The 5,632-nt window shown below is 71.6% G+C and carries 4 protein-coding genes and 1 pseudogene; all 5 read left to right on the forward strand.

What is annotated here, in order from left to right; genetic code table 11:
* Nucleotides 1–49 precede the first annotated feature (49 nt).
* The gene (locus AC08OV_RS23100) at nt 50–1,420 is read left to right on the forward strand and encodes a glycosyltransferase family 4 protein (protein WP_476620308.1); all 1,371 of its coding nucleotides are present in this window, start codon (nt 50–52) and stop codon (nt 1,418–1,420) included.
* Nucleotides 1,417–3,276 carry an FkbM family methyltransferase gene (locus AC08OV_RS23105; protein WP_476615986.1) on the forward strand — a complete coding sequence of 620 codons (1,860 nt, stop codon included), beginning with the start codon at nt 1,417–1,419 and terminating at the stop codon, nt 3,274–3,276. Before AC08OV_RS23100 ends, AC08OV_RS23105 begins: the two co-directional genes overlap by 4 nt.
* Nucleotides 3,277–3,281: 5 nt before the next feature.
* Nucleotides 3,282–4,277: a glycosyltransferase gene (locus tag AC08OV_RS23110; protein WP_476620309.1), complete on the forward strand. Its 996-nt coding sequence runs from the start codon at nt 3,282–3,284 to the stop codon at nt 4,275–4,277.
* On the forward strand, nt 4,274–5,338 hold the full coding sequence (locus tag AC08OV_RS23115) for a glycosyltransferase family 2 protein (RefSeq protein WP_476620310.1): 1,065 nt from the start codon (nt 4,274–4,276) through the stop codon (nt 5,336–5,338). The genes AC08OV_RS23110 and AC08OV_RS23115 overlap by 4 nt, the downstream gene beginning before the upstream one ends.
* Nucleotides 5,335–5,632: pseudogene (locus AC08OV_RS23120) on the forward strand (heparinase); the annotation flags it as partial. The gene AC08OV_RS23115 and the pseudogene AC08OV_RS23120, both read left to right, overlap by 4 nt.

Raw genomic sequence — 5,632 nt, forward strand, 5'->3', positions numbered from 1 at the left:
GTACGACATCGCCCACGTTTAGTCACGCACAGCATACAATGCATTACTCATGGTGAAGGATGTAAAGGGCGACTGGAGGTCGAGGTCGGTGGTCCCCTCTCCTGCCCGGTCGCGCGTCCTGCTGGTGACGCACTACTTCCCCCCGGAGACCGGAGCTCCCCAGTCCCGGTTGTCGGAGACGGCACGCGCGTGGGCGGCGAACGGGCTCGACGTCACCGTACTCACCGGCATGCCGAACCACCCGACGGGCAAGATCCCTACCGCCTATCGCGGCGCCTGGCTGCGGACCGAGCGGGTCGACGGGTACCGCGTCGTGCGCACCTGGCTCTATGCCACTCCCAACGAGGGGATCACCCGCAAGACCCTCGGCCATCTGTCGTTCATGGTCACCAGCGTCCTGCTCGGCGGCCGGCCCGCCGGCCCGGCCGACGTGGTGGTGGTGTCCTCGCCGACCTTCTTTCCCCTCGGCTCGGCCTGGCTGCTCGCCAGGCTGCGAGGCGCCCGGCTGGTCGTGGAGGTCCGCGACCTGTGGCCGGCCATCTTCGAGCACCTCGGCGTCCTCACCGACCGGCGGGTCCTCGGCATTCTCGAACGCCTCGAACTCGCCGCCTACCGGGCCGCCGACGCCGTTGTCACGGTGACGGAGGGGTTCCGGGAAGACATCGTGCGGCGAGGCATCGCGCCGCACAAGGTGCACGTGATTCCCAACGGCGTGGACCTCCGCCGGTTCCACCCGACGACCGTGGCCTCGGCCGACATCCGGGCCCGGCTGAGCGCCACCGACGGCGACACCCTCGTGCTCTACCTCGGCGCCCACGGCATCTCGCACGGGCTGACCTCGATCGCCGACGCGGCCGCCCGGGTGACCGGCCGGCCGATCCGGTTCGCCTTCGTCGGTGAGGGGGCCGAGAAACGCAGGCTCGTCGGGCACGTCGAGCGCCTGGGACTGGCCAACACGGTGCTGCGCGACGGGGTTGCCCGCGAGGAGGTGCCCGCCGTCGTCGCGGCCGCCGACATCTGCGTCGTCCCGCTGCGGGACGTGCCGATGTTCGACACGTTCATCCCGTCGAAGATGTTCGAGTTCCTCGCCGCGGGCCGCCCGGTGATCGGGGCGGTCCGCGGCGAGGCAGCCCGGATCCTCCTTGCCGCCGGGCAGATGGTCGTGCCCCCCGAGGACCCGGCCGCGCTGGCGGAGGCGATCCTGGCCCTGGCGGCGGACCCGGACCGCCGGGAGCGGATGGCCCGCAGCGGGCGGGCCCACGTCGAGGCCCACTACGATCGCGACGACCTGGCCCGCCGGTACCAGACGCTACTGTTCGGCAACGCACCGTTCCCGGCGCCGCCCCCACCGACGACCCTTTCCCCACCGGTACCGGTGCAGGTACCTGCACCGGTACCTGCACCGGACGTGGTCGCATGAGGTTCCTCGTCACCGGTGGCACCGGTTTCCTCGGAAGCCGGGTGGTCGACCGGGCGCTCGCGGACGGACACCGGGTCGTCGGGCTGGCGCGCAGCGACGCGGCGGCGACAAAGCTGCGCCGACGCGGCGCGGGGACTGTGCGCGGTGACCTCGACGATCCGGCGACGCTGCTCCCGGCATTCCGCGAGGCGAACTGCGAGGCGCTGGTCAACATCGCCTCACTCGGGTTCGGCCATGCGGAGACGATCGTGACCGCCGCCCGTGCGGCCGGCATTCACCGGGCCGTCTTCCTTTCCACCACCGGGATCTTCACTACGCTCGATCCACCCTCGAAGCGGATCCGGGTAGCGGCCGAGGGGACCATCGCGGCGAGCGGGCTGGACTGGACGATCATCCGGCCGACGATGATCTACGGGGGTCCCGACGACCGGAACATGGCCCGGCTGCTGGCGCTGCTCCGGCGCGTTCCGGTGCTGCCGGTCCCCGGCGGGGGGCATCATCTGCAGCAGCCGGTGCACGTCGAGGACCTGGCCCGCACCGTGCTGCGCGCAGCGACGACCGCGGCGGCGATCGGACGCGCCTATGACGTCGCCGGGCCGGAGGCATTGACGTTCCGGCAGGTCGTGACCACGGCCGGCGCCACCGTCGGCCGACGGGTGATCTGCGTGCCCGTGCCGGTCCGCCCCGTCATCGCCGTGACCCGCGCCTACGAACGGCGGGTGTCCTCGCCAAGGTTGAAGGCCGAACAGATCGCCCGGCTCACCGAGGACAAGGCCTTCTCGATCGACGCGGCCCGCCGCGACCTGGACCATCGTCCGCGGCCATTCGCGGCCGGCATCGCGGCGCAGGCCGCCTCATCACCCGATCGGGTGACCCCCAGCCGCTCTCCCGACCGAACGGAGACCCGGATGTTCCAGATCGACCAGGCCACCCAACTGTTCCAGGACCTCCAACGGATCGCCAGGGTGGCTGGTCCCCCGACGGCGCTGCGCTTTGGTGCCGCCGTGGCCCGGCATGCTCCGACCATCCGCCGGGCGGGCAACCTGAATGCCGCTGACCGGGCAATGGCCGCCGGCGGCCACACCTACCGGCCGCTGCCCGGGGTGACGGTCATGTTGCCCGGCACCGCGTTCGGCGGCGCGCGCGAGATGTACTGCCGCGGCGTCTACCACGCCCTCCCCGGGTACGCGCCGGCGGCCGGCGAGGTCGTCGTCGACCTCGGCGCGAACCAGGGCCTGTTCTCGGTGCTCGCGGCGCGAGCGGGCGCCGAGGTGATTGCCGTCGAGGCGCAGCGCGGGTTCGCCCCCGCCTTCGTCAACCATGCCGCCGGCAACGGTGTATCGAGCCACATCCAACTGCTCCACGCCCTGGTCGGTCCGACCGCCGGCGTGTTCGCCGATCCGCGGGCCCGCCGGAACGCGACGCACTGGGACGGAGACGTCGACGTCCTCACCATGGCAGAGGTGTTCGATGCCGGCGGGGTCGACCAGGTCGACCTCGTCAAGCTGGACATCGAAGGCTCCGAGTTCGCCCTGTTCGACGAGCCCGGATGGCTGGACGCGGTTGGTCGGATCGTGATGGAGGTGCACACCGGGTTCGGCGATCCCCGCACGCTCGACGACCTGCTGGTCCGGCACGGCTTCGAGGTCACTCTGCTCGGTAACGACCTGGTGCCGACTGCCCATCTGGGCGACGCGGCGTCGGGCTACCTCTACGCCCGCCGGACCCGATCGACGACCCGGGCCATCCGCAGGCCCGCAGAGCCCGACGGTCGCCCGGTGCCGGTATCCGGCAGCCGCCCGTCATCCGAGCCCGGTTTCGTCGACGACCCCGCACCGCGGGGTGTCTCGGCGTGAGGCCGATGTCCAGCACCCGCCCGACCCTGGTCGACTGTGCCGGTGCCCGGATGGGCGGGGCGTTGCGGTTCCTGACCGAACTGGACGGTTACCTGAGCCTTCGGCCAGGCCTGCAGGTCCACCTGGTCGGCCGAGATCGCCGGATCGGACCGGGCTGGCTCGCCCGCCGGGAGCGGCCTGGGCGGTACGCGCGCGCGATCGCCCTCAACAACGTCGGCTTCCTCGCGACCCGCGGCGAACGATGGGTCCTGCTGCGCAACGTGCTGCACTTCCTGCCGGCGGAGGAGGCCCGACGGCTACCCGGCGGCCTGCCCGACGGCGTGGCCCGGACAGCACGTCTCGTGCGGCTGTTCGCCCGTCGTGCGGACGTGGTCGTCGTACCGACGACCACAATGGCGGACCGGGTTCTCACCATGCTTCCGAGCTTGTCCGCCAGGCTGGTGGTCCGGCCCCATCCGCTGTCCCCCGATCCGACCCCTCCCCGGGCCCGTACGCCGGGCCGGTTTCTGTGTCCCGTGTTGTTCGCGCCGTTCAAACCGATGGGGCGCCTGCTCCGCATGGTCGATGCCGCCGCGACCCGGCTTCAGGAGGAGATCGGAGCCCACCTCGCGATCATGGTCACCGCGACCGATCGCGAGGCCCACGAACACGGCCTGTCCCACTGTCGGACGCTGCGGTTCGTGGGCCGGCTGACGCCGGCCGAGCTGCGGGCCCACCAACGCGATGCCGGCGCGTTGCTGCAGCCGACGACGATGGAGTCCTTCGGCTACCCGCTCGCCGAGGCACGGCTCGCCGGGATACCCGTCATCGCCCGCGACACCTCGCACAACCGCGAGGTGGCCGGCCCGGTTCTGGTGCCGTACTCCCGGGAGTCGGCGGATGACCTCGCCGTGGCGCTGCGCACGGCACTCACGTTCACGCCACGGCCCGAGACGGGAAACCCCTTCGATCCGACGCGTTACTTCGACTGGTTGCTCGATGCAGGAGAGAGCTCACCATGACGACGCAGACCCACCGAATCCCGCCGCGCCAGGGCCCATCGTTCCCCGCGGCACCAACGGCAGCAACGGCAGCACCAGAACCGGTAACACCAGAACCGGCAGCGACGCGAACCCCACGCCGAGCGAACTGGCCGACCCCCTATGACACCGCCGGTACCACCGGCCCAGCCGGTGCCGCCGGTCCCTCCCCCGCCGGATCGGCACAGCCACAGCCGGCGCCGGGATCGGTTCCCCTCACCGCAATCATCCTCGCCCACAACGAGGCACCGAACATCGTCCGGGCGATCAGGTCCGTCGGTTGGTGTCGACAGGTCGTCGTCGTGGACTCGGGTTCCACCGACGGCACCGCGGATCTGGCCCGCGCCATCGGTGCAACTGTCTGGTACGAGCCTTGGCGTGGGTTCGCCGGCCAGCGGCAGTGGGCGATGACCCACCCTGGGATCGCCCACGACTGGGTGTACTTCCTCGACAGCGACGAATGGGTGTCCACCGCGCTCGCCGCCGAGATCGCCGCCCGGCTGGGGACGGCGGACTGCGCGGCCTACAGCCAACGACGCCGGCTGGTGTTCGAAGGCCGCTGGATCGCGCACTGCGGGTGGTATGCGAACAGCTGGCAGGCGCGGCTGCTCGATCGGCGGGTGGCGTACTTCGACGACGCCGTCACCTACAGCGAACGGGCCGTGGTCACCGGTGAGGTCGGACGGCTGTCCGCCGACCTGATCGACGAGGACCACAAGGGACTCGCCGCCTGGCTGCGCAAGCACGTGCGCTACGCCGAGCTGGAGGCGGCGCGCCGCGTGACGCAGCCCGCTGCCCGGGAGCGGTTGGCGCGGGTCCGCGAGGAGGTGCGCCGGCCCACCGGGTCAACCCGACCGCTCACGCGGACCATCGCGAGGGACGTGATCTTCCCGCTGGTTCCGGCCAAGCCGGCGGTCCTCTTCTGCTATATGTACCTGCTGCGGAGCGGATGGCGGGACGGGCGGCAAGGGCTGCTGTTCTGTCTCTACTACGCCTGGTACGAGCTCACGATCGGCGCACTGACCCGGTCTGTTCACCGGTGACCGCGTCGGTTCCGCTCGGTCGCTACCTGCGCACCACCGCGGGGCTGCGACCGGTCCAGCTCGGCGCCCGTGTCCGGCTGCGCGGGCAACGGGCCGTCCTGAGCCGCCACCCGGGCCTGGGCGAGATGCTGCTGCGCGGCAGGCCGCCAGCGGAATCCTGGCCGATCGGGTTCCTGCCGTTCGACGGCAGATGCCCGCCGGCTCGGCCGATGTTCGACGAGATCGTCGCGGGCCGCCTCACCCTGCTCGGCCACTCCCGCGATCTGTGTCCCCCGGACTCCAGCACCCCCGCGA

Source organism: Frankia sp. CeTa3Moorea, from assembly GCF_978021225.1.